Source organism: Streptococcus sp. 27098_8_76, assembly GCF_041432315.1.
In the GTDB taxonomy this organism is placed as follows: domain Bacteria; phylum Bacillota; class Bacilli; order Lactobacillales; family Streptococcaceae; genus Streptococcus.
In genome coordinates this window covers 1-24,105 of record NZ_JAPVZI010000016.1, presented here as the reverse complement: position 1 = coordinate 24,105, position 24,105 = coordinate 1, and the positions used below count along the sequence as shown (strand labels likewise).

24 protein-coding genes and 1 riboswitch are annotated in these 24,105 nt (G+C 40.6%); of the genes, 18 read left to right on the top strand and 6 right to left on the bottom strand.

Annotation, left to right across the window (positions count from 1 at the left end):
* Window positions 1-120: 120 nt before the first annotated feature.
* Window positions 121-209, top strand: a riboswitch (glycine riboswitch).
* Between the two features lie 90 nt (window positions 210-299).
* The 3 genes from O3636_RS09970 (at window position 300) to O3636_RS09960 (ending at window position 3,310) form a co-directional block, all read left to right on the top strand.
* Window positions 300-1,622, top strand: coding sequence for an alanine/glycine:cation symporter family protein (locus O3636_RS09970; protein ID WP_371642960.1), 1,323 nt, complete (start codon window positions 300-302; stop codon window positions 1,620-1,622).
* 131 nt (window positions 1,623-1,753) lie between these two features.
* Entirely contained in the window at window positions 1,754-2,302 is a 549-nt protein-coding gene (locus tag O3636_RS09965; RefSeq protein ID WP_371642958.1) for a carboxymuconolactone decarboxylase family protein, read from the top strand.
* Between the two features lie 108 nt (window positions 2,303-2,410).
* On the top strand, window positions 2,411-3,310 hold the full coding sequence (locus tag O3636_RS09960; RefSeq protein WP_371642957.1) for a TDT family transporter: 900 nt from the start codon (window positions 2,411-2,413) through the stop codon (window positions 3,308-3,310).
* Between the two features lie 24 nt (window positions 3,311-3,334).
* On the opposite strand, the gene serS is transcribed toward O3636_RS09960, so the two are convergent.
* From serS to O3636_RS09945, 3 genes are all read right to left on the bottom strand, one after another.
* Complete coding sequence (gene serS / locus O3636_RS09955) at window positions 3,335-4,609, bottom strand: serine--tRNA ligase (RefSeq protein WP_371642955.1); 1,275 nt, start codon at window positions 4,607-4,609, stop codon at window positions 3,335-3,337.
* Between the two features lie 213 nt (window positions 4,610-4,822).
* On the bottom strand, window positions 4,823-5,194 hold the full coding sequence (locus tag O3636_RS09950) for a DUF956 family protein (protein WP_020901044.1): 372 nt from the start codon (window positions 5,192-5,194) through the stop codon (window positions 4,823-4,825).
* 2 nt (window positions 5,195-5,196) lie between these two features.
* Window positions 5,197-6,561: an aspartate kinase gene (locus tag O3636_RS09945; RefSeq protein ID WP_371642952.1), complete on the bottom strand. Its 1,365-nt coding sequence runs from the start codon at window positions 6,559-6,561 to the stop codon at window positions 5,197-5,199.
* Window positions 6,562-6,770: 209 nt separating this feature from the next.
* Here O3636_RS09945 and O3636_RS09940 point away from each other — a divergent pair, with 209 nt between their 5' ends.
* The 13 genes from O3636_RS09940 (at window position 6,771) to O3636_RS09880 (ending at window position 17,280) form a co-directional block, all read left to right on the top strand.
* Complete coding sequence (locus O3636_RS09940; protein WP_371642950.1) at window positions 6,771-7,556, top strand: enoyl-CoA hydratase; 786 nt, start codon at window positions 6,771-6,773, stop codon at window positions 7,554-7,556.
* Between the two features lie 91 nt (window positions 7,557-7,647).
* The gene (locus tag O3636_RS09935; protein ID WP_000386353.1) at window positions 7,648-8,082 is read left to right on the top strand and encodes a MarR family winged helix-turn-helix transcriptional regulator; all 435 of its coding nucleotides are present in this window, start codon (window positions 7,648-7,650) and stop codon (window positions 8,080-8,082) included.
* Window positions 8,082-9,056, top strand: a complete 975-nt coding sequence (locus tag O3636_RS09930) for a beta-ketoacyl-ACP synthase III (protein ID WP_371642948.1) — start codon at window positions 8,082-8,084, stop codon at window positions 9,054-9,056. Before O3636_RS09935 ends, O3636_RS09930 begins: the two co-directional genes overlap by 1 nt.
* Before the next feature lie 57 nt (window positions 9,057-9,113).
* Complete coding sequence (locus tag O3636_RS09925) at window positions 9,114-9,338, top strand: acyl carrier protein (protein ID WP_000257838.1); 225 nt, start codon at window positions 9,114-9,116, stop codon at window positions 9,336-9,338.
* A 117-nt stretch (window positions 9,339-9,455) separates the two neighbouring features.
* Complete coding sequence (fabK, locus tag O3636_RS09920; protein ID WP_000857440.1) at window positions 9,456-10,430, top strand: enoyl-[acyl-carrier-protein] reductase FabK; 975 nt, start codon at window positions 9,456-9,458, stop codon at window positions 10,428-10,430.
* Window positions 10,423-11,346: an ACP S-malonyltransferase gene (fabD, locus tag O3636_RS09915; RefSeq protein ID WP_219967351.1), complete on the top strand. Its 924-nt coding sequence runs from the start codon at window positions 10,423-10,425 to the stop codon at window positions 11,344-11,346. The genes fabK and fabD overlap by 8 nt, the downstream gene beginning before the upstream one ends.
* Before the next feature lie 40 nt (window positions 11,347-11,386).
* On the top strand, window positions 11,387-12,118 hold the full coding sequence (gene fabG / locus O3636_RS09910) for a 3-oxoacyl-[acyl-carrier-protein] reductase (RefSeq protein ID WP_371642945.1): 732 nt from the start codon (window positions 11,387-11,389) through the stop codon (window positions 12,116-12,118).
* 21 nt (window positions 12,119-12,139) lie between these two features.
* On the top strand, window positions 12,140-13,375 hold the full coding sequence (gene fabF, locus O3636_RS09905) for a beta-ketoacyl-ACP synthase II (RefSeq protein WP_049535324.1): 1,236 nt from the start codon (window positions 12,140-12,142) through the stop codon (window positions 13,373-13,375).
* A 2-nt stretch (window positions 13,376-13,377) separates the two neighbouring features.
* A complete protein-coding gene (accB, locus tag O3636_RS09900; protein ID WP_153196840.1) occupies window positions 13,378-13,815 on the top strand; it encodes an acetyl-CoA carboxylase biotin carboxyl carrier protein in 438 nt (145 codons plus the stop codon).
* Complete coding sequence (gene fabZ, locus O3636_RS09895) at window positions 13,812-14,234, top strand: 3-hydroxyacyl-ACP dehydratase FabZ (RefSeq protein ID WP_000565515.1); 423 nt, start codon at window positions 13,812-13,814, stop codon at window positions 14,232-14,234. The genes accB and fabZ overlap by 4 nt, the downstream gene beginning before the upstream one ends.
* A gap of 11 nt (window positions 14,235-14,245) precedes the next feature.
* Entirely contained in the window at window positions 14,246-15,613 is a 1,368-nt protein-coding gene (gene accC / locus O3636_RS09890) for an acetyl-CoA carboxylase biotin carboxylase subunit (protein WP_371642942.1), read from the top strand.
* A gap of 36 nt (window positions 15,614-15,649) precedes the next feature.
* Window positions 15,650-16,516 (top strand): acetyl-CoA carboxylase, carboxyltransferase subunit beta, encoded by an 867-nt coding sequence (gene accD / locus O3636_RS09885; RefSeq protein WP_371642940.1) that lies wholly within the window; start codon window positions 15,650-15,652, stop codon window positions 16,514-16,516.
* Window positions 16,513-17,280, top strand: coding sequence for an acetyl-CoA carboxylase carboxyl transferase subunit alpha (locus tag O3636_RS09880; protein WP_371642938.1), 768 nt, complete (start codon window positions 16,513-16,515; stop codon window positions 17,278-17,280). Before accD ends, O3636_RS09880 begins: the two co-directional genes overlap by 4 nt.
* Before the next feature lie 220 nt (window positions 17,281-17,500).
* On the opposite strand, the gene nusB is transcribed toward O3636_RS09880, so the two are convergent.
* From nusB to efp, 3 genes are read right to left on the bottom strand one after another with little or no spacing between them, the layout of a single operon-like run.
* Window positions 17,501-17,926, bottom strand: a complete 426-nt coding sequence (gene nusB / locus O3636_RS09875; RefSeq protein ID WP_000203638.1) for a transcription antitermination factor NusB — start codon at window positions 17,924-17,926, stop codon at window positions 17,501-17,503.
* Window positions 17,919-18,308 carry an Asp23/Gls24 family envelope stress response protein gene (locus O3636_RS09870; protein ID WP_070528853.1) on the bottom strand — a complete coding sequence of 130 codons (390 nt, stop codon included), beginning with the start codon at window positions 18,306-18,308 and terminating at the stop codon, window positions 17,919-17,921. The genes nusB and O3636_RS09870 overlap by 8 nt, the downstream gene beginning before the upstream one ends.
* Window positions 18,309-18,329: 21 nt before the next feature.
* On the bottom strand, window positions 18,330-18,890 hold the full coding sequence (efp, locus tag O3636_RS09865; protein WP_000568643.1) for an elongation factor P: 561 nt from the start codon (window positions 18,888-18,890) through the stop codon (window positions 18,330-18,332).
* 246 nt (window positions 18,891-19,136) lie between these two features.
* Here efp and O3636_RS09860 point away from each other — a divergent pair, with 246 nt between their 5' ends.
* Both O3636_RS09860 and O3636_RS09855 read left to right on the top strand, forming a co-directional pair.
* Window positions 19,137-21,140 (top strand): YSIRK-type signal peptide-containing protein, encoded by a 2,004-nt coding sequence (locus O3636_RS09860; protein ID WP_371642936.1) that lies wholly within the window; start codon window positions 19,137-19,139, stop codon window positions 21,138-21,140.
* A gap of 69 nt (window positions 21,141-21,209) precedes the next feature.
* On the top strand, window positions 21,210-24,105 hold a 2,896-nt coding region (locus O3636_RS09855; RefSeq protein ID WP_371642934.1), incomplete at its 3' end, for a MucBP domain-containing protein.

The window sequence follows — 24,105 nt, the reverse complement described above, 5'->3', positions numbered from 1 at the left end:
TTTTCCCAAAATCCATTGACAAAGGCCAACATTTTTTGTAAAATAAGAATCAATTAAATACCAACACCGAATGAAGTTTAATAGAAGTGGAGAATCGTTTGATTTTCCATGACTGTAAATGGACGGAACTCTGGAGAGACCGTAAAGGCACCGAAGGGGCAAGGCAGGTAACTGCTCAAACTCTCAGGTAAAAGGACAGAGCTAGGATAGACCGCTTTTTAGCATTTATCTAAGCATTCCAGAGTACATGTATCTTGCATGTGCTCTTTCTTTTGGGGTTGAAAAGATAGGAGAATAGAATGTTAGAATTGCTTAAATCAATTGATGCTTTTGCTTGGGGACCTCCCCTCTTGATTTTATTGGTCGGAACAGGAATTTACCTTACTGCTCGTTTGGGGCTTTTACAGGTTTTGCGTCTGTCCAAGGCCTTCCAGCTTATTTTTATCAAGGACAAGGGGCATGGCGATGTATCCAGTTTTGCGGCCTTGTGTACAGCACTAGCAGCGACAGTTGGTACGGGAAATATTATCGGGGTGGCGACGGCTATCAAGGTCGGTGGACCAGGAGCCCTCTTTTGGATGTGGATGGCGGCTTTCTTTGGGATGGCTACCAAGTATGCGGAAGGACTCTTGGCTATCAAATACCGTACCAAGGATGACCATGGTGCAGTAGCGGGAGGTCCCATGCATTATATCCTTCTAGGGATGGGAGAAAAGTGGCGACCACTTGCCATCTTCTTTGCCCTAGCAGGTGTGCTAGTAGCTTTACTGGGAATCGGGACCTTTACCCAAGTCAACTCGATTACAGAATCTATCCAGAATACAACGACTATTTCGCCAGCCATCACAGCTCTTGTTTTGTCTGTCTTTGTAGCAATTGCAGTCTTTGGCGGGCTCAAGTCCATTTCCAAGGTTTCAACTACTGTTGTTCCTTTTATGGCTATCATTTATATTTTGGGAACTCTTACAGTTATTTTCTTTAATATCGAGAAAATCCCTACCACAATCGCTTTAATTTTGACATCAGCATTTAGTCCTGTTGCTGCGGTAGGTGGATTTGCCGGTGCTAGCATTCGGATGGCTATTCAAAATGGTGTGGCGCGTGGTGTGTTTTCAAATGAGTCTGGTCTAGGTTCAGCTCCTATTGCAGCTGCTGCGGCTAAGACAAATGAACCGGTAGAGCAAGGTTTGATTTCCATGACAGGAACCTTTATTGATACCCTCATTATCTGTACTCTGACTGGTTTGACCATCTTGGTGACTGGTGTTTGGAGTGGCGACTTAAATGGGGTTGCCTTGACTCAGTCAGCCTTCTCAACAGTCTTTTCACACTTTGGACCTGCACTCCTGACCATCTTCCTTGTACTCTTTGCCTTTACGACAATTCTAGGTTGGAACTATTATGGAGAACGTTGTTTTGAGTTTCTCTTTGGGGTTCGCTTTATCTGGCTCTACCGTGTGGTCTTTGTACTCATGGTCTTGTTGGGAGGATTTATCGAGTTGGATATGGTTTGGATTATCGCAGATATTGTCAATGCCTTGATGGCTCTGCCAAACTTGATTGCCCTCTTAGTCTTGTCGCCGGTCGTTATTGCTGAGACTAAAAAGTATTTTGATAAATAATGAGATCACACAGCTCGTGTGATTTTTTGCTTTCATAAAAAATTTCTATCGATGCAATTTAAAATATATATTATACACGGTATAGAATCTGTGATAGACTAGGTTTCAACAACATGAAAAGAGGTTTTATGATGACAGCATTTACAATTCATACAGTAGAATCAGCACCAGCAGAAGTGAAAGAAGTTCTTGAAACAGTAGAAAAAGATAACAATGGCTATATTCCTAACCTAATCGGTCTCTTGGCTAATGCACCTACTGCCTTAGAAGCCTACAGAACTGTCGGAGCCATCAACCGTCGCAACAGCCTGACACCTGTTGAGCGTGAAGTGGTGCAAATCACGGCAGCTGTGACCAATGGTTGTGCCTTCTGTGTCGCAGGTCACACCGCCTTTTCCATCAAACAAATCCAGATGAATGATGATCTGCTTCAAGCCCTTCGCAATCGTACTCCAATTGAAACAGATCCTAAATTGGACACCCTAGCTAAGTTTACCTTGGCAGTTATCAATACCAAGGGTCGTGTAGGAGATGAAGCCTTGTCTGAGTTTCTAGAAGTTGGCTATACCCAACAAAATGCCTTGGATGTGGTTCTTGGTGTCAGCCTAGCAAGTCTCTGTAACTATGCCAACAATCTAGCCAATACACCAATTAACCCAGAATTGCAACCTTATGCTTAATTCATATCTGAGTAAAATGAAGTCTGAAATAATCGGACTTCGTTTTTTATCCCCTCATTTAAGCGCTTTTATGCTATACTGAAACTAACATGATTATTGGAGGTTAGTATGAAAAAACTCCCCTTAGTATTTTCTGGTTGTTTGCTAGGTTTGGCAGGAGCTGGAAATCTTATTTTAGATACGTTGCCAGTTCTGTCACATATACTGAGTTTATCAGGTTTAGTTTTATGGATTTACTTTCTGATTTTGCATCTGTTTAATTGGAAGGAAACCAAGCAAGAATTGACCAAGCCTCCTCTTTTGTCAGGAATGGCCACTTTTCCTATGGCTGGGATGATTTTATCTACCTATGTCTTTCGCGTATTCCCTCATCTTCCTTTAGTAGCGCAGGGTCTCTGGTGGTTTTCATTTCTCTTGGATTTGGTCTTGATTGCTGGTTTCACCATCAAGTTTGTCTGTCCAGGTCGAAGGGTTCATGCGACTCCAAGCTGGACGGTGCTTTATGTGGGGATAGCAGTAGCAGCCTTGACATATCCTCTGGTAGGCATCATCGAAATTGCCTATGCGACCTTGAGTTTTGGATTTCTCTTGACCTTCTATCTCTACCCGCTTATTTATAGCGATTTAAAGAAACATCCACTCCCACTAGCCATGCTTGGACAAGAAGGGATTTACTGTGCTCCTTTCTCTCTACTCTTGGCCTCCCTGGTTCGAGTTGGAGGAGCCAGCCTACCGATTTGGCTCTTAATTGTCATGATTTTGGCTTCCCAATCCTTCTTTTTCTTTGTTTTAACTCGCCTACCCAATATTTTAAAACAAGGCTTTCAACCAGCCTTCTCAGCCCTCACTTTCCCGACCATTATCACAGCTACTTCGCTCAAGATGGCTCAGGGACTCTTGAAACTTCCATTTCTGGATTATCTGGTACTGGCTGAAACAGCTATTTGCCTAATCATTTTGCTCTTTGTATTAGGCGCTTATCTGATTTGGTTACGAAAAAAGGTCTAGCTAGAAATAGCTAAACCTTATTTTTTATGGTTTGATGACTTCAGCTCCACCCATGTAAGGACGAAGAGCTTCTGGGATGGTTACAGAACCATCTGCATTTTGATAGTTTTCAAGAATAGCAGCAACCGTACGTCCAACTGCAAGTCCAGAACCGTTTAAGGTGTGGAGCAATTTTACCTTGCCATCAGCTTCATCACGGTAACGGATTTGGGCACGACGGGCTTGGAAATCTTCTGTGTTTGAACAGCTTGAGATTTCACGGTAGGTATTTTGGGCTGGAATCCATACTTCCAAGTCGTAAGTCTTAGCAGCTGAGAAGCCCATATCTCCAGTAGAGAGAGCAACGACACGGTATGGAAGGTTGAGTTTTTGAAGAATGTTTTCAGCGTTGGCTGTCATTTTTTCCAATTCTTCGTAAGATTCTTCTGGTTTGGCAAATTTAACCATTTCAACTTTGTGGAATTGGTGCAAACGAATCAAGCCACGAGTATCACGACCAGCTGAACCAGCCTCAGAACGGAATGAAGGACTCATAGCAGTGAAGTAGATTGGCAGGTCTTTACCGTCCAGGATTTCATCACGGTAGTAGTTTGTTAGAGGAACCTCAGCTGTAGGAATAAGGACGTAATTGCTGTCGCTGAGTTCAAAAGTGTCTTCCTTGAATTTTGGATATTGACCAGTTCCAAACATAGAATCGTGGTTAACCATGTAAGGCGTGATGACTTCAGTATAGCCTTCTTTGCCATGTTCATCCAACATAAAGTTGTAGATAGCACGTTCCAAACGAGCACCGAGACCTTTATAGAAGAGGAAGCGAGCTCCTGTTACCTTACCACCACGTTCCCAGTCAAGGATGCCAAGGTCTTCACCAAGATCCCAGTGAGCTTTAGGTTCGAAGTCAAACTCACGTGGAGTACCCCAACGACGAACTTCCACATTGTCGTCTTCGTCAGCCCCAACAGGAACGCTATCAGCTGGAATATTTGGAAGAGTCGTTGTAAATTCTGTCAATTTAGCATCGATTTCTGCCAATTCAGCATCCAAGGCTTTAACCTCAGCAGATAGAGTTTGCATGGCAGCAATCTTGTCATCTGCATTTTCTTTGTTACGTTTGGCTTGGGCAATCTCAGCTGAAACTGTGTTACGTTCTGCCTTGAGAGTTTCAACTTTGACCAAGATGTCACGACGCTTAGTATCGATTTCTTTCATCTCATTCAAGACAGCAGCATCTACACCACGTGTAGCCAATTTTTCTGCGACAGCATCAAAGTCTGTACGAATACGTTTGATATCTAACATAAGAACTCCTTTATGAAAAAAGCACACCTGACAAAGCGTTGGAGTGGCAGGGCCACGGTTCCATCCAACTTCACAGGTGTGCACTTGATTGTGTATGTAATTGTTACTAACGGTAGAATTTCACCTATCCCTCCTATCTGCTCGCAGCACCCGCAGACTTTCTGAAAGAAGAAGATAACCTACTTATCCGTTGCTATGATTATACTAAAGTTTCTACTTTTTTGCAAATAGATTTTTAAATTTTTGACTAATGGTTTGAATCAGGGTAGGAAGTTTGACGACCTTGTCATTACCCAGTTTTTCGCGTGCAATTTTGAGAATAGCACCTGAGTCTTTTGAAGCAAAGAGGAATTTTCCTTTGTCTGTAAAGACTTCGAAGTGGCGACTGATTTTTCGTCCAGTGACATTGGCTCCAATCTGATTGATATGGCTCCAAGGAATCTGGATAAATTGTTCGACATTGACATCTGGGTAAAATTCCAGAGCCTGATCTCCGACCAGGAATTTCCCAACTTTCCCAGCTATAGAGAGATAGGAAGTTCCTGTCGTATTGAGAAGCACTGTTTTGTTAAGAGATTGGGCCATGATTAATCTTCCTTGTTTTCACCGAAAAAGGCATTGTAGAGGGCTTTAATAGCTGCTTTCTCTTGGTTTTTATTGACAACAAACATGATAGAAACTTCACTAGAACCTTGAGACATCATCTGGATGTTGATCTTGTTTTCAGATAGAGCGCGTGTCGCAGTAGCAGTGACACCAATATGGCTCTTCATTTTTTCACCAACAATCATAATGATTGAAAGGTCGTGTTCGATTTCTGCATGGTCTACTTCAGCCTTTTGAACCAACTGACGCAGGATTTCTTCTTCCTTGATAGGAGTTAGTTCGCGAGAACGGAGGATGATTGAAAGATCGTCGATACCTGTTGGCATATGTTCCCAACCGATGTTAAGGTCTTCAAGGATTTGCAGAACCTTGCGTCCGAATCCAACCTCGCGATTCATAAGGTATTTCGACATGTTGATGCTGACAAAGCCTGAGTCACCAGCAATTCCCACAACTGGAAATTCATCACTACTATGTTTTAGAACGATACGAGTACCTGGATGGTCAGGGTTGTTGGTATTCTTGATAACTAGAGGAATTTTTCCACGGTAGGCAGGAAGAAGGGCTTCGTCGTGAAGGACTGAGAATCCTGCATAGGCCAACTCACGCATTTCACGGTAGGTCAACTCAGGGATCGAGTGTGGTTGGTGGATAATACCAGGGTGGGCTGCAAAGATACCATCAACGTCCGTAAAGTTTTCATAGAGGTCAGCTTTGACACCAGCAGCAATGATAGAACCTGTAATGTCTGATCCTCCACGTGAGAAGGTACAGATTTGATTTTCCTTGGTAACTCCAAAGAAACCAGGAATGACAAGGACTTCATTTGCATTTGTCAATTCTTCAATCTTGTCATAACTTGATGGAATGATGCGAGCGTGACCAGGTTCACTTGTGACCACAATACCAGCTTCTCTAGGGGGCACATAGCGTGCATCGATCCCGTTTTGATTAAAGTAGGCAGCAATCAATTTAGCATTGTTATTTTCACCAGCTGCTAGGAAAGTATCGTAGAGAAATTCATTTTCATCAATAGGAAGAGTAGCTAAGGCGCGAATGCTTTTTGAAATTTTTTCTAGAACAGCTGGTTTTAGTCCCAATTCACTAACCATAGCAGCATAGCGGTCGATAATCCAGTTTTGGCTCTTGCTAATATCGTTACCAGCAACATAGTCGCGGTAGTATTTAATCAAGGCATCCGTAACCTTAGTATCTTCAGCATTGCGTTTACCAGGCGCAGAAACGACTACAAAACGACGCTCTGAATCGTTTTTGACGATGTTTAAAACTTTTTCTAATTGACTAGCAGAGGCAAGAGAGCTACCTCCAAATTTAACAACTTTCATAAGAACTCCTAAAGTAAGTATTTTATACGATTATAGCAGAAAGAAAGCCTTTTTTCAATGAAGAAAATAAGATGCTTTCTAGCCTAAAATGATGCTTTCTAATCGGCTGAGACACTTATTACATTCTTATTCTTGCTTTTTTAGAACAAAAAAGATATACTTTGAAAACGAAATAATTTAAACTGCTTATGAAATAAAAAGGAGCCCTGATGGAACACATTATTTATCAGCTTGAAGAGGACTTGGCAATTATTACTTTAAACCGTCCTGAGGTTGCAAATGGCTTTCATATTCCTATGTGTGAGGAGATTTTAGAAGCGCTGACTCTGGCAGAAGAAAATTCAGCTGTGCATTTTATCTTAATCAATGCCAATGGCAAAGTCTTTTCAGTTGGGGGAGATTTGGTTGAGATGAAGCGAGCAGTCGATGAGGATGATATTCCATCATTGACGAAAATCGCAGAATTGGTCAATACTATTTCTTATAAAATTAAGCAAATTGCTAAACCTGTCTTGATGGAAGTTGACGGTGCTGTTGCAGGTGCCGCAGCGAATATGGCTGTTGCGGCAGATTTCTGTCTGGCGACGAATAAGGCGAAGTTTATTCAAGCCTTTGTTGGCGTTGGTTTGGCTCCAGATGCAGGGGGGATTCACCTCTTGAGCCGCAGTATCGGTGTGACGCGTGCTGCTCAATTAGCCATGACAGGTGAGGCTTTAACCGCAGAAAAAGCCCTAGAATGGGGGCTGGTTTACCGCGTCTGTGAAGCTGATAAACTTGAAAAGACGAGAGAACAGCTTCTTAAAAAATTAAGACGTGGTTCAAGTAATTCCTATGCAGCCATTAAGAAGTTGGTTTGGGAGAGCCAATTTAAAGACTGGCAGGATTACGCTACTTTAGAACTGAACCTACAGGAATCCTTAGCTCAAACAGAGGATTTCAAAGAAGGAGTGCGAGCTCATTCGGAGAGAAGACGGCCTAAATTTACAGGAAAATAAAAAAATACTTGCATCATTCTTTGAAGTTTGATATAATTCTTTTGTCAAATGTTTTGATTGTGAAAGTTTTTTGAAAAGGAGGGAAAAGAGATTGGACTACCAACGAATTAATGAATATTTAACATCTATATTTAACAATGTCCTTGTCATTGAGGAAGTGAGCTTGAGAGGTAGTCGTTTCAAGGATATCTCCATCAAAGAAATGCATACGATTGATGTGATTGGGAAATTCCCAGACGTGACACCAAGTCAAGTGTCAAAAGAGTTGATGGTGACTCTTGGGACAGTTACGACTAGTTTGAATAATCTCGAACGCAAGGGTTACATTGAACGCATTCGCTCAGAGCAGGATCGTCGTGTGGTGCATCTACATTTGACAAAGAAGGGTCGCTTGGTTCATAGGCTACATAAACGCTTCCACAAGGCCATGGTTGAAAAAATCATTGATGGTATGAGTAAGGAAGAAATTGATGTTATGAGCAAAGGTTTGACCAATCTTTATCAATTTTTGGAGGATTTGAAATAATGGCTTTTGCAAAAATAAGCCAGGTTGCTCATTATGTGCCAGAGCAAGTGGTTACAAATCACGACTTGGCTCAGATTATGGATACCAATGATGAGTGGATTTCAAGTCGGACGGGAATACGACAAAGGCATATTTCAAGAACAGAATCTACCAGTGATTTGGCTACGGAAGTTGCTAAGAAACTGATGGCAAAAGCTGGAATCACAGGGGAGGAGTTGGATTTTATCATCCTAGCTACCATTACTCCAGATTCGATGATGCCCTCTACAGCTGCTCGTGTTCAAGCTAATATTGGTGCTAATAAGGCCTTTGCTTTTGACCTAACAGCTGCTTGTAGTGGATTTGTATTTGCTCTTTCAACTGCTGAAAAGTTTATCGCTTCTGGTCGCTTTCAAAAAGGCTTGGTGATTGGTAGTGAAACCCTCTCTAAGGCAGTCGATTGGTCAGACCGATCAACAGCTGTATTGTTTGGAGATGGTGCTGGTGGTGTCTTGCTAGAAGCTAGCGAGCAAGAGCATTTCTTAGCTGAGAGCCTCAATAGCGATGGAAGTCGCAGCGAGTGTTTAACTTATGGGCATTCAGGTTTGCATTCTCCATTTTCAGATCAAGAAAGTGCAGATTCATTTTTGAAGATGGATGGACGCGCAGTCTTTGATTTTGCCATTCGAGATGTAGCCAAGTCTATCAAACAGACTATTGATGAATCTCCTATAGAGGCGACAGACTTAGATTATCTGCTACTTCATCAGGCCAATGACCGTATCTTGGATAAGATGGCTAGAAAAATCGGTGTTGACCGAGCTAAACTTCCAGCCAATATGATGGAATATGGCAATACCAGTGCAGCCAGTATCCCGATTTTACTTTCAGAGTGTGTAGAACAAGGTCTCATCCATTTAGATGGTAGCCAGACTGTTCTGCTATCAGGCTTCGGTGGAGGCTTGACCTGGGGCACGCTCATTCTTACAATTTAGGTAATCATGTGGTGAACACATTGTTATAAAAACTATTTATTTTAAAGGAGTCCTATCATGGCAGTATTTGAAAAAGTACAAGAAATTATCGTTGAAGAACTTGGAAAAGACGCATCAGAAGTAACACTTGAATCAACTTTTGATGATTTGGACGCAGATTCATTGGACTTGTTCCAAGTAATCTCAGAAATCGAAGATGCTTTTGATATCCAGATCGAAGCAGAAGATGACTTGAAAACAGTTGGTGACTTGGTTGCCTACGTTGAAGAGCAAACAAAATAAGCAGAATATAAGATAGAAGGAGTAGGGAAACCCGCTCCCTCTTGTTTAGGCAATAGTTTGATTGTCAAATTATGACAGTATCGAACTATTACGTAAGCAAGAAACGATGGAGGCACTATGAAAACGCGTATTACAGAATTATTGAACATTGATTATCCTATTTTCCAAGGAGGAATGGCTTGGGTTGCTGATGGTGATTTGGCAGGAGCTGTTTCCAAGGCTGGAGGACTAGGCATTATCGGTGGTGGGAATGCACCGAAAGAAGTCGTCAAGGCCAATATTGACAAGATCAAATCGTTGACGGATAAACCCTTCGGTGTCAACATCATGCTCTTGTCTCCCTTTGTGGAAGATATTGTAGACCTCGTTATCGAGGAAGGTGTTAAGGTAGTGACAACAGGCGCAGGAAATCCTGGAAAATACATGGAACGCTTCCATGAAGCTGGGATCACGGTTATTCCAGTTGTACCAAGCGTTGCCCTAGCTAAACGAATGGAAAAAATTGGTGCGGACGCTGTTATCGCAGAAGGAATGGAAGCTGGGGGGCATATCGGTAAATTAACAACCATGACCTTGGTGCGTCAAGTGGCGGCAGCTGTATCTATTCCTGTTATTGCGGCAGGAGGGATTGCGGATGGTGAAGGTGCTGCGGCTGGCTTTATGCTAGGTGCAGAGGCTGTTCAGGTTGGAACTCGTTTTGTCGTTGCCAAAGAGTCTAATGCACATCCAAATTACAAGGCCAAGATTTTAAAAGCTAGAGATATTGATACTACGATTTCAGCTCAACACTTTGGCCATGCTGTTCGTGCAATTAAAAATCAATTGACTCGTGATTTTGAAAAAGCTGAGAAAGATGCCTTTAAACAGGAAAATCCTGATTTAGAAATCTTTGAACAAATGGGAGCAGGTGCCCTAGCCAAAGCGGTTGTTCACGGAGATGTGGATGGTGGCTCTGTCATGGCAGGTCAGATCGCAGGCCTTGTTTCCAAAGAAGAAACCGTTGAAGAAATCCTAAAAGATTTGTATTACGGAGCAGCTAAGAAAATTCAAGAAGAAGCCTCTCGTTGGGCAGGAGTTGTAAGAAATGACTAAAACAGCCTTTTTATTTGCTGGTCAAGGTGCCCAGTATCTAGGGATGGGACGGGATCTCTATGATCAGTATCCGATTGTCCAAGAAACGATTGATCAAGCTAGTCAGGTACTCGGTTATGATTTGCGTCATCTCATTGATACGGAAGAAGAAAAACTCAATCAGACTCGCTATACGCAACCTGCCATTCTAGCGACTTCGGTTGCTATCTACCGTTTATTGCAAGAAAAGGGCTATCAGCCGGATATGGTTGCTGGTTTGTCTCTTGGAGAATATTCTGCCTTGGTGGCCAGTGGCACCTTAGATTTTGAAGATGCGGTAGCCTTGGTCGCTAAGCGTGGCGCCTATATGGAAGAAGCGGCCCCTGCTGGTTTTGGCAAGATGGTGGCTGTTCTCAATACGCCAGTAGAGGTCATTGAAGAAGCCTGTCAAAAAGCTTCTGAACTTGGAGTGGTTACCCCAGCGAACTATAATACACCTGCACAAATCGTGATTGGTGGAGAAGTGACTGCAGTTGATCGAGCTGTTGAACTCTTGCAGGAAGCAGGTGCCAAACGCTTGATTCCTCTCAAGGTTTCAGGGCCTTTTCATACCGCTCTCCTTGAGTCTGCTAGCCAAAAACTAGCTGAAACTCTAGCTCAAGTAAGTTTTTCAGATTTTACTTGTCCCCTAGTTGGTAATACAGAAGCTACGGTCATGAAAAAAGAAGACATTGCTCAACTTTTGACGCGTCAGGTCAAAGAGCCAGTTCGTTTTTATGAGAGTATTGCAGTTATGCAAGAAGCAGGCGTAACCAACTTTATCGAGATTGGACCGGGGAAAGTTTTGTCAGGCTTTGTCAAAAAAATTGATAAGACGGTTAAACTAGCCAATGTTGAAGATCAGGCTAGTTTGGAAGCCTTGCTAGAAAACAAGTAATCCCTTCTCCCATAAATACAGGAGGAAACAGGAGAAAAGAATGCAACTAAAAAATAAAAATATCTTTATTACAGGTTCGAGTCGTGGGATTGGTCTTGCCATTGCTCACAAGTTTGCTCAGGCAGGAGCCGACATCGTCTTAAACAGTCGTGGGTCTATCTCAGAAGAATTGCTCGCTGACTTTGCAGACTATGGTGTCAAGGTGATTCCCATTTCAGGGGATGTGTCGGATTTTGCAGACGCTAAGCGTATGGTTGATCAAGCTATTGCAGAGCTGGGTTCAGTGGATGTTTTGGTCAACAATGCAGGGATTACTCAAGATACCCTGATGCTCAAGATGACAGAAGCGGATTTTGAAAAAGTGCTCAAGGTTAACCTGACTGGTGCCTTTAACATGACACAATCAGTCTTGAAACCGATGATGAAAGCCAGAGAAGGTGCTATCATTAATATGTCTAGTGTTGTTGGTTTGATGGGAAATATTGGCCAAGCTAACTATGCAGCTTCTAAGGCTGGTTTGATTGGTTTTACCAAGTCTGTGGCGCGTGAAGTAGCCAATCGCAATATAAGGGTTAATGCTATCGCACCTGGAATGATTGAGTCCGATATGACAGCTGTTCTATCAGACAAGGTAAGAGATGCTATGCTGGCCCAAATTCCTATGAAAGAATTTGGGCAGGCAGAGCAGGTTGCAGATTTGACAGTATTTTTAGCAGGCCAAGATTATCTAACTGGTCAAGTGGTTGCCATTGATGGCGGCCTCAGTATGTAGCAGAAGCTAGAGGTGAAAAAGATGAAACTAAATCGCGTAGTAGTAACAGGTTATGGAGTAACATCTCCAATCGGAAATACACCAGAAGAATTTTGGACTAGTTTGACAACTGGAAAAATCGGAATTGGTCAAATTACAAAATTTGATCATAGTGACTTTGATGTGCACAATGCGGCAGAAATCCAAGATTTTCCTTTTGATAAATACTTTGTTAAGAAGGATACCAATCGTTTTGATAACTATTCTTTGTACGCCTTGTATGCGGCCCAAGAAGCTGTCAATCATGCAGGTCTTGATGTAGAGGCTATTGACAAGGATCGTTTTGGTGTTATCGTTGCTTCTGGTATTGGTGGAATCAAAGAAATTGAAGATCAAGTGCTTCGCCTCTATGACAAAGGACCAAAACGTGTGAAACCATTGACCCTTCCAAAAGCCTTGCCAAATATGGCTTCAGGAAATGTTGCTATGCGTTTTGGAGCAAATGGTGTTTGTAAATCCATCAATACTGCCTGCGCTTCATCAAATGACGCGATTGGGGATGCCTTCCGCTCCATTAAGTTTGGTTTCCAAGATGTTATGTTGGTAGGTGGTTCAGAAGCTTCTATCACACCTTTTGCTATTGCTGGTTTCCAAGCCCTAACAGCTCTCTCTACTACAGAGGATCCAGCTCGCGCTTCTATTCCATTTGATAAGGACCGTAATGGTTTTGTTATGGGAGAAGGTTCAGGGATGTTGGTTCTTGAAAGCCTTGAACACGCCGAAAAACGTGGGGCAACCATCCTTGCAGAAGTGGTTGGTTACGGAAATACCTGTGATGCCTACCACATGACTTCTCCTCATCCAGAAGGTCAGGGTGCTATCAAGGCCATCAAATTAGCCTTGGAAGAAGCGGAAATTTCTCCAGAGCAAGTAGCCTATGTCAATGCTCACGGAACATCAACTCCGGCTAATGAAAAAGGAGAAAGTGGTGCGATCGTAGCTGTTCTTGGTAAGGAAGTCCCTGTATCATCAACTAAGTCTTTCACAGGACATCTGCTGGGCGCTGCAGGTGCAGTAGAAGCTATCGTTACCATTGAAGCTATGCGTCATAACTTTGTACCAATGACAGCTGGAACAAGTGAAGTATCAGATTATATCGAAGCCAATGTCGTTTATGGACAAGGCTTGGAGCAAGAAATTCCATACGCTATTTCAAATACCTTTGGTTTTGGTGGCCACAATGCAGTTCTTGCTTTCAAACGTTGGGAGAATAAATAAGTATGAATTTAAACGATATTAAGGACTTGATGGCTCAATTTGACCAGTCAAGTTTGAGAGAGTTTTCTTATAAGAATGGGACGGATGAATTGCAGTTTAGCAAGAATGAAGCTAGATTGGTGTCTGAAGTTTCACCTCAAGTTGCTCCAGCAGAAACTGTAGTGGAAGAAGTTCCTGCTCCAGCTGAAGCAAATGTGGCTGCTGAGGGAGATGTTGTAGAGAGCCCACTTGTTGGGGTGGCTTACTTGGCTGCTGGACCAGATAAACCTGCCTTCGTTTCAGTTGGTGATAGTGTCAAAAAAGGTCAAACTCTGGTGATCATAGAAGCCATGAAAGTCATGAATGAAATCCCAGCTCCTAAGGATGGTGTGGTAACGGAAATTCTCGTTTCTAACGAAGAAATGGTTGAGTTTGGTAAAGGATTGGTACGTATCAAATGATCGATATTCAAGGAATCAAAGAAGCTCTTCCCCACCGTTATCCTATGCTCCTAGTAGATCGTGTGTTGGAAGTGAGCGAGGACACTATTGTTGCTATCAAAAATGTGACCATTAACGAGCCTTTCTTTAACGGCCATTTTCCTCAATACCCTGTCATGCCAGGTGTTCTTATCATGGAAGCCTTGGCGCAAACAGCTGGTGTGTTAGAGTTGTCAAAACCTGAAAATAAGGGGAAACTGGTCTTTTACGCTGGTATGGACAAGGTTAAATTCAAGAAGCAAGTTGTACCAGGTGACCAATTGGTTATGACAGCAACGTTTGTAAAACGTCGTGGCACAATTGCTGTGGTTGAAGCAAAGGCTGAAGTGGATGGCAAGCTTGCAGCTAGTGGTACTCTTACCTTTGCAATAGGGAACTAAGGAGGTTCTCCATGTTTCGAAAAATCTTAATTGCAAATCGTGGTGAAATTGCTGTTCGTATTATCCGTGCGGCGCGTGAATTGGGCATTGCGACGGTAGCGGTTTATTCAACTGCTGATAAGGAAGCCCTTCATACGCTTTTGGCAGATGAAGCAGTTTGTATTGGCCCTGGTAAGGCAACTGAGTCTTATCTCAATATCAATGCTGTTCTATCAGCTGCAGTTTTGACTGAGGCAGAAGCCATTCACCCAGGTTTTGGATTTCTCAGTGAAAATTCCAAATTTGCTATCATGTGTGAAGAGGTGGGAATCAAGTTTATTGGTCCATCTGGCCATGTTATGGATATGATGGGGGATAAGATCAATGCGCGCGCTCAGATGATTAAAGCAGGTGTGCCTGTTATACCAGGTTCAGATGGAGAAGTGCATAATTCTGAAGAAGCTTTGATTGTTGCTGAAAAAATTGGCTATCCTGTTATGCTCAAGGCTTCAGCAGGTGGAGGTGGTAAAGGGATTCGTAAGGTTGAAAAACCAGACGATCTCGTTTCTGCCTTTGAAACAGCCTCCAGTGAAGCTAAGGCCAATTATGGCAATGGTGCCATGTACATAGAACGGGTTATCTATCCAGCTCGTCACATCGAGGTTCAAATTCTAGGAGATGAGCATGGACATGTGATTCACTTGGGTGAACGGGATTGTTCTCTTCAACGGAATAATCAAAAGGTTTTAGAAGAAAGTCCTTCGATTGCAATCGGAAAAACGCTGCGCCATGAAATCGGTGCTGCTGCTGTTCGAGCGGCAGAGTCTGTTGGCTATGAGAATGCAGGGACCATTGAGTTTCTTCTTGATGAAGCCAGTGGCAAATTCTACTTTTTGGAGATGAATACTCGTGTACAAGTAGAACATCCAGTAACAGAATTTGTTTCAGGTGTTGATATCGTTAAGGAACAGATTCGCATTGCAGCAGGTCAACCTCTGTCTGTTAAGCAAGAAGATATTGTTCTACGAGGCCATGCTATTGAATGTCGTATCAATGCTGAAAATCCAGCCTTCAACTTTGCTCCAAGTCCAGGTAAGATTACCAATCTCTATCTTCCAAGCGGAGGTGTTGGCTTGCGCGTGGATTCAGCAGTTTATCCAGGCTATACCATTCCCCCCTATTATGATAGTATGATTGCCAAAATCATCGTTCACGGTGAAAATCGTTTTGATGCCTTGATGAAAATGCAACGTGCCCTCTACGAACTAGAGATAGAGGGGGTGCAGACCAATGCAGATTTCCAGCTTGACCTCATTTCAGATCGCAATGTCATTGCTGGAGATTACGATACTTCCTTCTTGATGGAAACCTTCTTACCCAAATATCAAGAAAAAGAATAAAATGACTTCAAGAGTTTAAACCGAAAAGGGGAATCAATGGCTCTATTTAGTAAAAAAGATAAGTATATTCGAATTAATCCCAATCGTTCGGTTAGGGAAAAACCTCAAGCCAAGCCAGAGGTTCCAGATGAATTATTCTCCCAGTGTCCGAGCTGTAAGCATACCATCTACCAGAAGGATCTGGGAAGTGAGCGTATCTGTCCGCACTGTAGCTATACCTTTCGTATTTCTGCCCAAGAACGCTTGGCTTTGACGATTGATATGGGTACCTTCAAGGAATTGTTTACGGGGATTGAAAGCAAGGATCCCTTGCATTTCCCTGGTTATCAAAAGAAACTAGCAACTATGCGTGAAAAAACAGGTTTGGATGAAGCCGTTGTGACAGGAATTGCTCTTATTAAAGGTCAGACTGTGGCTCTTGGGATAATGGATTCTAACTTTATCATGGCTTCTATGGGTACGGTTGTAGGTGAAAAAATCACTCGTTTGTTTGAGTATGCGACTGTTGAAAAATTGCCAGTTGTTCTCTTTACAGCCTCTGGTGGTGCCCGTATGCAGGAAGGAATCATGAGTCTCATGCAGATGGCCAAGATTTCTGCGGCAGTTAAACGCCATTCAAATGCTGGTCTCTTTTACCTAACTATTTTGACAGATCCAACGACAGGTGGTGTGACAGCTTCTTTCGCTATGGAAGGCGATATCATTCTAGCTGAACCACAGAGCTTGGTTGGTTTTGCTGGACGTCGTGTCATTGAAAATACGGTTCGTGAAAGCTTGCCTGAGGATTTCCAAAAGGCAGAATTCCTATTGGAACATGGTTTTGTGGATGCTATTGTTAAAAGAAGAGATTTGCCAGATACGATTGCAAGCCTAGTCAGATTGCACGGAGGGAGTCCAAGATGAACATTGCAAAAATAGTCAGAGAAGCGCGTGAGCAGAGTCGCTTGACAACCTTGGACTTTGCGACAGGCATTTTTGATGAATTTATCCAATTACATGGTGACCGTTCTTTTCGCGATGATGGTGCAGTTGTTGGTGGTATCGGCTGGCTTGGAGACCAAGCTGTGACAGTGGTTGGTATCCAAAAAGGCAAGAGCTTGCAAGACAACCTCAAACGGAATTTTGGACAACCACATCCAGAAGGCTATCGCAAGGCCTTACGCTTGATGAAACAAGCTGAAAAGTTTGGCCGTCCAGTGGTGACCTTTATCAATACAGCAGGTGCCTATCCTGGTGTCGGGGCGGAAGAACGTGGACAGGGAGAAGCCATTGCTCGAAATCTCATGGAAATGAGTGACCTGAAAGTTCCGATTATTGCTATCATTATCGGTGAAGGTGGATCAGGTGGGGCTTTGGCTCTAGCAGTCGCGGACCGTGTCTGGATGCTGGAAAATTCCATCTATGCCATTCTCAGTCCAGAAGGCTTTGCTTCCATTTTATGGAAGGACGGCACTCGTGCCATGGAAGCAGCAGAACTGATGAAAATCACCTCACATGAACTGTTAGAAATGGACGTGGTGGATAAGGTGATTTCTGAAGGAGGACTTTCTAGTAAAGAACTGATCAAGAGTGTCAAAAAAGAACTACAAGACGAGCTAGCCATGCTTTCACAAAAACCGCTAGAAGAGCTGTTGGAAGAGCGCTATCAACGGTTTAGAAAATACTAATACTCTTCGAAAATCAAATTCAAACCACGTCAGCTTCGCCTTGCCGTACTCAAGTACTGCCTACGGCTAGCTTCCTAGTTTGCTCTTTGATTTTCATTGAGTATAATTCTTTAGAATACGCAAAAACTAGAACTGACTGCCAGTTCTAGTTTTTATGTGGTTCTTAATCTGTGCAGAGAGGAAAGTCAAAAAGTGCTTGGAAGACCAAACACCTTTTTGATTATTCATTTTCTTCAGTTACAAATTGACTAAGCAGTCCGTTGATAAAGCGGGCTGATTTTTGATCTGAAAAATTCTTGGCAAGTTCAATAGCTTCATTGACTGCAACTAGCTGAGGTGTATCAAATGAAGTGATTTCAAAGATACCCAAGCGTAGTAAGTTTTTTTCGACCAAGGTCAAGCGTTCAACTGTCCAGCCTGATTTGAGGTGCTGGTTGATTTGTTTATCCAACTCGTCTTTTTGAGCTTGAACGCCAGAAACCAAGTTCAAAAGAAAGGCAGGGATTTGCACATCTGCATCTTCACGGTCATGTGTGTAGGCAAAGTGACAAGCCGTTTCCATATCTGTACCGAATTCAAGGCTCATAAGAGCTTGAAAAGCGCATTTACGAAGTTCGCGTCTAGATTCTAATAATGGACTAGTCATTGAGGAAGTCCTCGTTAAATAGATCTTTCAACTCAGGTTTTGGTGTTTTATCTGGAACGATTCCTGCAACATGGATGTTAACAGCAGCAAGTTCCACATCAGCCATATCACGGACAGCATCTTTGACTGCTTTTTGAATAGCAAGAGCAACTTTTGGTACTTTCACACCGTACTCAAGATAAAGGTAGATGTCAGCAGTTAGTTCTTCGTTGCTTTCTTTTAAGTAGACGCCACGACCAAGAGAGAGTTTTGATAGGGTATCAGATACGGATTTATTTGAAAATGAATGGACACCATCAACTTTAGCAGTTGCGATGGCAATGATTTTTTCAAGTACACGTGGAGCGATAACGATTTCGCCAAATTGTTCTTCAGTTCCCATAGAATGACCTCTTTCTAGAGATTAGGCACGAGAAACGTAAGTTCCTTCTGCAGTGTTGATGATCAATTTTTGTCCAGCTTCGATGAAGTCAGGAACGTTGACAACAAGTCCAGTTTCCATAGTTGCTGGTTTACCAGAACCTGTAACAGTAGCACCTTTGATAGATGGTTGTGTTTCAGCAACTGTCAATTCAACAGTAGTTGGTACAGTTACACCGATTACTTCAGTTCCGTAGAATTGGATTTTCACATCAGAGTTTTCAAGGATGTAAAGCAATTCATTTTCAACGTTTACGACTGGAATTTCGTATTGGTCGTAAGTTTCAGTGTTCATGAAGTAGGCAGTTTCATCCATTTTGTACAAGTATTGAGCTGGAACAGTTTCGATAATAGCTTGTTCGAATTTTTCTTCTGGACGGTAGCTTGTGTCAAAAGTAGAACCAGTACGGACATCACGTAATTTCATACGCATGATTGTGTTCCCTTTACCTGGTTTGTGGTGGCTAGCTTCCAAAACGCGGATCAATTTTCCGTCTGCAGTTTCAAATGTCATACCAGCTTTCAATTTGCTTGCTTCAATCATGTTTTTACCTCTTTAATAAATATTATTACTCTTCATTTTACCATAAAAGGAATGAAAAAGAAAGTTGAAGGTGGGATAATGGAGATATTTATATAAATTTATACTTGTACGAAAAAATGATTTAGAATGTTATATTTTTAAAATGAAATTTATAAGCAAATACTGTAAAAGTGACTCTGAAATATGATATAATTTATAAGAGTATATTTGTACCAAAGAGTGCATATATATATAAGGTGGTAAGCTATGTTTAAATTGTCGAGACAACAAAAAGATCATCGATATTTTTGTGGAAATAGATACGAAAAATATTCGATTAAAAAATTAAAAGTTGGTGCTGCGAGTGTCTTAATCGGGGCAGGATTTTTGTTTGGTTACAATGTAGATACGGTAGAAGCAGACTCTGCTACTGAAACGGTGGTAACGAAGGATGCTGATACGGGACTAAACCAAGCTCAAGAAAATACGCAAGCAGGAACTGTCTCTGAGCCAAAATCAGATAGTGAAACAAAATCAGAGTTAGCTGAGCAACCAAAAATAAATGAAGAAAAGTTAGTTGAGCCAGCAAAACCTGTAAAAGAAAATGAAAAAGAAGCTGAACAAGCTTCAGCAGTTTCAGCACATACTAACACTGCAGAAGCAACTGAGGCAAAACCATCTGTCGATTTATCTCTCTTGCAAGCAAAATTAGCAGATTTGGAAGCTCAAATTGAACGTATCCGAGGAAATAAAAAACAAGCTTCTCAAATCCAAAATGCCGAAAAACTAGTTGCAGAAGCTAAGCAATATTTAAGTGCATTGGGTGCAACACAGTCAGGAGCTGATAAAAAAGCAAAAGAAATTAGCTCATTAACTTCTATCTTAAAATCAATCAAGGCTGAAGAAACACCTAAAGAAAACAAAAATCAAGATAGTCGTAATGGTAAGAAACTGGAAGAAGGAACTGGTTTCCGAACAGGAGTGACAACCCAAGCTTTGACAGGGGCAATTTATTTTGATACATCGAGAAGACCGACTGAAAAGACTATACCGGTTGCAAATAATGGTGATGGTGAACGTGTCATTAATATGGCGATTACTTATTCAGCTTCTTCAACTGAAACGGTGAACGATGGTAAAGTACGTGTAACGATACCAAAAGAATTCTTACATTCTACGAAAAAACCAGAATTTGCAAATTCATCATTTGTAAAAAGTGTAGATGATTTATCAACTGCTACAAATTATATTTATGATTTAAATTTAAATCCTATGAGTGGTGGAACTGTTGCTGAAAGTTTATTAAAATTATATGTGGGTACCTCTATAAAAAATGCTCCATCAAAAGGTGATGCATTATCAGTTACTACAGAGTTCATAGCAGGTGGAGAAACTTTATCAACGAAGTCAGCTAGAGCTACTTTTGACTATTTGTCAGAAATCTTATATAGAGAAAAAGATTCAAGACCTAAGACTGTCAAATATATGGTCGATCAGTTTGGTGCTCCATTACCAGAATTTAAAATGGGATTCGTTTCGAATGGGACTTTCAAGCCGATTGAAGGAAGTACATTTAAATTACCATTTATTATGAGTGATCAGGCTTTTTTCAATAACGAAGAAACGAATCATAATGGTAATGGACGTTTAACAAGTTATGATTATACGATTAGTGGAATTCCAGATTTCTTAGAATTAGATCCAACAAATGTTAAAAACAATAAGTTTTGGACATTAGAAAATGGAGTTTTAACCTTACATCCAGATGAAAAGAAAGGTATCGATCAAAGTTTACTTTATGGTGGACCAATTTTAAAAGTAAAAGAAGGAGCTTTTAATACTCAGGAAGCTATTGAAAGAGTAATTGAAACAAATTCTACTAAAGGATTCAATGCCAATATTGTTTATAAAGCAGTTGGGCATAGACCTGATGGCTCAACATTTACTCAGACATTAGATAATCCTGATGGATTTAGATTATATCTTGGTGATGGTATTCCTGCTATTAAAGATCTGGATACAAGAATTATCCCTGAAACAAATCAACGATTATTTTCAAATGCAAGTAATGAAGATACGTTTAACGCTAGATTTTATGTACCATCTGATAAATTAAAAGGTGACGGAGCATTCTTACCAAGTCAGTATATAAACTATTTTATTCCAAAAGATCAAGAAGGAAATTACTTTACAAAATTCCAGTTAAATAGAGTATATACAAATGAAATAAAAGCTGATGGTTCAAAAGCAGTTAGAGGTTATTACAGATAACAGTTAGACGGGAATTTAAAAGAGAATTTTAAATTATACGGAGTAACTAAAGATAACCAAGCTGAATTATTGAAAGAATATACTTCAATTAATGAATTATATGATACTATCGAAATTAATCCTGAAAAGAAATATGAGCATTTAATCCTAAAACATCCGGGTATAGTAGATGAATTTCAAAAATACAATTCGACTTCTAAAACAATAACTGGATTAGAATCAAGACTTGGAGTAACTGTTGGTACATGGAAGGAAAAAGCCCAAGATAAAACAATTCAACGCTATGACGATCAAATAGCGCAAGGGTCTACATCAGAGAATACAATAGAGAGTGCTATAGCTATGGAACGTCCTGCTACGGGTAGTGGTGATCCTGCATGGCATGTCAAAACTCCAACAAAATTATCATTAGATATGAATCAAATAGGGAGTCAAACTTTAACTAAAGATCAGTTAACGAGAGATAAAACAATTCCTATTGCCGTAACGTATTCAGCACCAGATTATTTTTCTTTAGCAGAGACAGATAAAAATGGAGTTAAGACTTACGATTTAAATAAATTAGATCCAAATATTACTAAAACAAGTGTGATGTTATTAGCGGATCCAAAGTTACCGTTGAAAGACTTTAGATTAGCAGCAGATAATCGTTTATTATCGAAATACGTATTACATTTTGGTGGAGCAAATGGGAGTGATGCACAAGGAACGTATGATAAATTAAAAGAATCTTATGACACGGTAAATCCAACTAAAATTATCGAAAATTATAAAGGAACAGGGAAACGTGCTTACATCTTTGATTCAAAAAATTTAGGTCTTACTAAATATGATTTAAATAAAGATGGATGGCTTAAAGGTGGATTATATAGTCCTACAGCCTTGACTTTCGAAGTTGAAAATAATGGACAAGTTGAAGCTGGAACTTATGGGATTGAATCTTATTTAGTATGGAATAGTGAGTCTGAAACGTTAGTAGGTAATGACAATTCTATTAATGCTAATTTTGTTGAAAATCACGCACCAGGTTTATCTATTTCAAAAGCAAATATTAACGTTACAATTAATAACGTTGCTGAATATTCAACTTCTTTAACAATTGCTAAACCTGGAACTACAGGTGTTCGAGGAATCATTGATGTTAAGAATGGACAAGAAGTTGTCTTATCACCACAAATTGAAAATTTAACAGATCTTCCTCAAAGAGTAAAAGAAGCAGTAGTATTAATACCTAAGACAGAAGCTCTAACCTATTTAGAAGGACCTATTGTAGATAATTCAGACGAATACGATGTATTTTATACAACATCAACTGCTACTGACAAAACTACTGGAACATATGTGACTGCTAATCAAATCACAAATTGGAAAGATGTTACTGCCGTTAAATATGTATTTAAAAATAATTATACTGTAACAAAAGAGAATGCCTTTAAACATAACTTTAATCTACGTGTCGATCAGAATAACCCAAACTATGTGCAAAGTACTTCTCAAATTTTTATAAAAGATGGAAAAGATACTTGGTTAGAATCAAATGTTGTAGGATTAAGAACAGAAGATGTTCGTGGAAAACTAGAAGTGTACTATAAAACTGTAGATGGTGAGCTCTTAAAAGAGTTCCCAAAAACTAGAGGTTTTGAAGGACAGCCTTATGCTACAACTAAAGAACCAATTCTTAAAGGTTTTGTAAATAGATGGTATGCTGTGCACGACTATATTTTTATCGAAGTTCAACCAGATTCTGCTCCAGAAACAGGAACTTACGAAAGACAGGTAACTAAGAAAGTTACATATCTATATGATCAGGCTAATGTGAAAGTAGAAACTAAAGAGATTACAAGAACTATTAATTATATTGAAAAAAATAATGAAGGTAATATCATTTCTAGTCCAGTAATCCAAAAAGTAACAGTATCAAGAAAAGTATATACTGGAGAAAAAACAGGACGTGTTGTAGAAGGAGATTGGGAAATTCCTGCAAATGCTAAATGGGAGTCTGTAACGTCTCCAACACCTTCAGAATGGGAAAAACCAGAAGTAAAAGTTAATGATCAATATATCGCTAAAGCGGCAATTGATGAAGTAAGAATTACACCTGAAGTCCTTAATAATGGTAATGTAGTTGAAAATGTATATTATGAAAGAATTATTCCAGTTGGTGGAGATGTAGTTGCAAAATACGTTATCGAAGGCACAACAACTGAATTAAAACCAGCAACAGATGTTGCTAAGGGGTTAAAAGTCGGAAAAAGCTATACTTCAACAGCGCCAGTAGCAGGTGAAGAATTAACAGCTACTGATGGGAAAGTTTATGTATATAAAGGACATAAAGCTACATCAGCTGGAGAACAAGGTACAGTTACAGCAGATAAACAAGAAGTCGTTTATGAGTACGCGCCAAAAGTAGGTGGCAATGTCGAAGTGAAATATGTCATTGCAGGCACAGAAACAAACCTAAAAGATCCAGTAACATTAGTAACAAATGGACAAGTAGGAAGTGACTATACTGCAACGAAAGAAAACACCCTCACAAAAGACGGCTTAGTCTATGAATTAGTTAAAACAAATAATGGACTAAAAGAAGGTTCAGCTACAGAAACAGGTAAAGTAACAGAAGCGAAACAAGAAGTCGTTTATGAGTACGAGTTACAAAAAGGTGATGTAATAGTAAGTTATATAGATACTGAAGGAAATGAGATTGAAGGTAAGACAAGTGTCAAAGCTGAAACTCAAAGTCCAACAGGTAAAGAGTACAACACAAACACACCAGACTTAAAACCAGAAACGATCACAACTACCAATGGTGATGTTTATGAATTCGTGAAAAAATCTGAAACATCAGCTCCTGAAATAGGAAAAGTCAATAAAGGAGTTACAATAGTTGAGTATATTTACCGTAAAGTCATAACAAGTTATGTGAATGAAGAAGGCAAAGAAATCAGCCCTTCAGACAAAGGAACGA

Coding starts and splice junctions, on each gene's coding strand:
- O3636_RS09970 (WP_371642960.1), top strand. CDS start 300: ATGTTAGAATTGCTTAAATCAATTGATGCTTTTGCTTGGGGACCTCCC.
- O3636_RS09965 (WP_371642958.1), top strand. CDS start 1,754: ATGACAGCATTTACAATTCATACAGTAGAATCAGCACCAGCAGAAGTG.
- O3636_RS09960 (WP_371642957.1), top strand. CDS start 2,411: ATGAAAAAACTCCCCTTAGTATTTTCTGGTTGTTTGCTAGGTTTGGCA.
- serS (WP_371642955.1), bottom strand. CDS start 4,609: ATGTTAGATATCAAACGTATTCGTACAGACTTTGATGCTGTCGCAGAA.
- O3636_RS09950 (WP_020901044.1), bottom strand. CDS start 5,194: ATGGCCCAATCTCTTAACAAAACAGTGCTTCTCAATACGACAGGAACT.
- O3636_RS09945 (WP_371642952.1), bottom strand. CDS start 6,561: ATGAAAGTTGTTAAATTTGGAGGTAGCTCTCTTGCCTCTGCTAGTCAA.
- O3636_RS09940 (WP_371642950.1), top strand. CDS start 6,771: ATGGAACACATTATTTATCAGCTTGAAGAGGACTTGGCAATTATTACT.
- O3636_RS09930 (WP_371642948.1), top strand. CDS start 8,082: ATGGCTTTTGCAAAAATAAGCCAGGTTGCTCATTATGTGCCAGAGCAA.
- O3636_RS09925 (WP_000257838.1), top strand. CDS start 9,114: ATGGCAGTATTTGAAAAAGTACAAGAAATTATCGTTGAAGAACTTGGA.
- fabK (WP_000857440.1), top strand. CDS start 9,456: ATGAAAACGCGTATTACAGAATTATTGAACATTGATTATCCTATTTTC.
- fabD (WP_219967351.1), top strand. CDS start 10,423: ATGACTAAAACAGCCTTTTTATTTGCTGGTCAAGGTGCCCAGTATCTA.
- fabG (WP_371642945.1), top strand. CDS start 11,387: ATGCAACTAAAAAATAAAAATATCTTTATTACAGGTTCGAGTCGTGGG.
- fabF (WP_049535324.1), top strand. CDS start 12,140: ATGAAACTAAATCGCGTAGTAGTAACAGGTTATGGAGTAACATCTCCA.
- accB (WP_153196840.1), top strand. CDS start 13,378: ATGAATTTAAACGATATTAAGGACTTGATGGCTCAATTTGACCAGTCA.
- fabZ (WP_000565515.1), top strand. CDS start 13,812: ATGATCGATATTCAAGGAATCAAAGAAGCTCTTCCCCACCGTTATCCT.
- accC (WP_371642942.1), top strand. CDS start 14,246: ATGTTTCGAAAAATCTTAATTGCAAATCGTGGTGAAATTGCTGTTCGT.
- accD (WP_371642940.1), top strand. CDS start 15,650: ATGGCTCTATTTAGTAAAAAAGATAAGTATATTCGAATTAATCCCAAT.
- O3636_RS09880 (WP_371642938.1), top strand. CDS start 16,513: ATGAACATTGCAAAAATAGTCAGAGAAGCGCGTGAGCAGAGTCGCTTG.
- nusB (WP_000203638.1), bottom strand. CDS start 17,926: ATGACTAGTCCATTATTAGAATCTAGACGCGAACTTCGTAAATGCGCT.
- O3636_RS09870 (WP_070528853.1), bottom strand. CDS start 18,308: ATGGGAACTGAAGAACAATTTGGCGAAATCGTTATCGCTCCACGTGTA.
- efp (WP_000568643.1), bottom strand. CDS start 18,890: ATGATTGAAGCAAGCAAATTGAAAGCTGGTATGACATTTGAAACTGCA.
- O3636_RS09860 (WP_371642936.1), top strand. CDS start 19,137: ATGTTTAAATTGTCGAGACAACAAAAAGATCATCGATATTTTTGTGGA.